Raw genomic sequence first — 2,577 nt, 5'->3', positions numbered from 1 at the left:
CGTCATAGTTGCAGCTATGCATGCATGTGTGTATTTCTCAAATCTGGTCTCTTACGTACAGCGGGCCCTTTACCGTAGAAAAGGCACAAGCAAGGCTGACCCTACCGATTGCTGTTCTGCAGGATATGAGATGGGGCTTGTGAATAATAATTTTACGGAGTTCGCCGATGAAGCAATGGATGAGCCTAACAAAGAAAACCCTTCCAAAGGGTCAGAAGTTTCTGAGGGCAGTGATTGGGAGAGTATTCATTTCCCCACTAATGCTGAAATTTTTCTATGGACCTACGTAGATAATGGGGCCAAAGTTCTAATATCTACAAGGAAGCAAGGACTGAAAATTCTTCTAATAGAGCTAGAATCGATTGGTAGTAAGCGGATAGTGCGTAAATTACGTTTCGCGGGTACAGGACTTGGTGATCATTGCACCCACGAGAGCGCTGCAAATTCCCAAGAGTGCCCCTCTTTGGATTTAGAGTATTCTAATGATGTCACGCTGCGGGAAGGGGCAGAAGTTTCAAGTGCTACTACTGATCTCAATTTCTTTAGTGGAAAGCTGGGGGCTGGCATTCCTTCCACACGACTTAGTTCTGTGGATAGTGTACGAGGAGCAGCTGTTTATGAGACGGCTCTCTCCGCGTAGCTTTTATATCACTAACTTCAAAGGCTAGCTGAATGCTAACGCTGCTTGACTAGGGGTGCGTTTATAGGGGCATAAAAGCGCTCTCCATGGTTTCGCAGATTTATACTCCAAGGTATAAGAGTGCGGGCATCGGCACATGTCCTGTATTCTTTCTTTAAATTGACAGTGAATTTATGGAGAAATTTCGGAAATATCTAAAATCGTGTCCTTTCTGTAAGCTAGAAGTTTCGACTTGCAGTAACGCTAAAGTGGTAAGCGTGTTAAATCTGATGATAGATCATCGTGGAAATGTCGTTAAAAAAACGAAGTTGAACCTACTACTATGAGGAAGAGGCAATACCATTTCCATCCATGGAAAAATGTTAATAAGGCGAGTGCTCAATCTGTAGGGGAAGCTTCTCTTCAAATTCTAGTAGTGAAAGAAATATTAGTAGTACTTCAGAAGAAGGAAGGGCTAATAAGACGTTGTATTCTTGCGCGTGTCCGATTTCCATTAATAAAGGTATGGGCTTTCAGGCTTCTGATACTCTTTCCAAACCCTACGATCAGCGGACAGCGAACAATAAGGATGTACAACGGATTTCTGCATGGCGTTGCTAAGTCTGCATTGCTTGGCGCTGCCTGTAAAAGCCCGCTAAATAAAATGTGAAGCGTTTAGAGGCGCGACACTCGCCACGGTTGCAAATTGATAGCCTAAGGTATAGAATGCGGCCGTCGATATGGTGTGTAGTGTATTCCTTTTTAAATTGAGGGATGAATTTATGAATACCGGTAAAGGAAATAAGGCTGCTTCCACGGATAGAAGTACTGGAGTTTTCAGCCGCATTACTATGCGAGAGATAATGGGGATTATGGCATTCTTGACACCTAGTGGACTTGTGCCCCCCTACGTTACGGATATTTGTATTGAGGAAGAGAAGAGTGGGGTTCAGGAATCCCACAAGCTAGAGGAAGCTGTAGCAGTCAGTGTGGTGTCTGAATATGCTGCAAAGTGCACAGGTTTACCGAAAAAAGCTCGCTAATGAAAGTTCAACAGGTAGACGTGTCTCAAGCTTTCCAAGATCTTGTCATGAATTCTCGTGACACGTTGCCTGTTAGCGTCGGTTTCCACACCATTACCTTGATAGAATCTTGAGTTTTTTAATTAGGTCGTACGCGTGCTGGTTGTGATGCCTAGCCTGATATGTGTTTAAAAGCAATAAAGAGGCTCGCCACAGTTGCAGGTTTACGGTTTCAGATATAGAATTCGGACATCGATGTAGTGTACAGTGTATTTTTTAGTTGATGGTGAGTTTATGGGAAAACTTTTTGGATGCTGTTGCTCCTCAAATTCCGAGGATAAAAAAGATGCTGACTTTACCGCGTACAGTAGTGACAATACAGCTGTTCAGGAGGCCAATGATTCGGATTCTTCTTCTAATCGCTGTGGCAGCGGGCATGGCATAGGGGGCGCTGCAATAAATGAGGGGGGGGGGGATCTTGGGTATGGGACTCAAGGTGGTACTGTTAGTTCCTCTAGTGAAGTTTTAAATGGTCATTCTCCTGAAGAGGGTGCTACTGCTCTAGTGGGCTATGATGCGATTTATGCTGCCATTTCTCATGGGCGGGCCTCTGCAGGTCTAGCCAAGGTCCAGAGTTCTAATAGGTCTTCAACACAAGAAGTGCAAGAGGATAAGAGTCCTAGCGTAGCAGCACTAGTGGGTGCTTTTTCCTCTGGTGTGAGCCAAGGTCTAACTGGTGCCCACAACAAAGGTTCTGATGCTAATGAGCATGTAGAGAGTACTGTTTCCTCAAGTAAGCAAAAGGCTCAGGACTCTGTTAAAAGATCAGGTACTCCAGCAGCTTTTATGCCTAATGCAAAAAGGGGATCTTCTGCTTCTGGAGGTCCAACTAAGGTCCAGAGTTCTAATAGGTCTTCAACACAAGAAGTGCAAGAG

General features: G+C 44.5%; 4 protein-coding genes. All 4 read left to right on the top strand.

Features of this window, described 5'->3' with window-relative positions:
* On the top strand, window positions 1–640 hold a 640-nt coding region (locus tag R4I06_RS04660; protein ID WP_334414425.1), incomplete at its 5' end, for a hypothetical protein.
* Window positions 641–962: 322 nt separating this feature from the next.
* The gene (locus R4I06_RS04655; protein WP_334414423.1) at window positions 963–1,289 is read left to right on the top strand and encodes a hypothetical protein; all 327 of its coding nucleotides are present in this window, start codon (window positions 963–965) and stop codon (window positions 1,287–1,289) included.
* A gap of 112 nt (window positions 1,290–1,401) precedes the next feature.
* A complete protein-coding gene (locus R4I06_RS04650) occupies window positions 1,402–1,662 on the top strand; it encodes a hypothetical protein (protein ID WP_334414422.1) in 261 nt (86 codons plus the stop codon).
* Window positions 1,663–1,908: 246 nt separating this feature from the next.
* A partial coding sequence (locus R4I06_RS04645; protein WP_334414421.1) for a hypothetical protein occupies window positions 1,909–2,577 on the top strand: 669 nt, incomplete at its 3' end.

Origin of the sequence: Anaplasma bovis, assembly GCF_036903315.1 — a bacterium.
GTDB classification, from domain to species: domain Bacteria; phylum Pseudomonadota; class Alphaproteobacteria; order Rickettsiales; family Anaplasmataceae; genus Anaplasma; species Anaplasma bovis.
The sequence above is the reverse complement of the archived record's forward strand: the minus strand, read 5'-3'. Positions and strand labels throughout refer to the sequence as shown.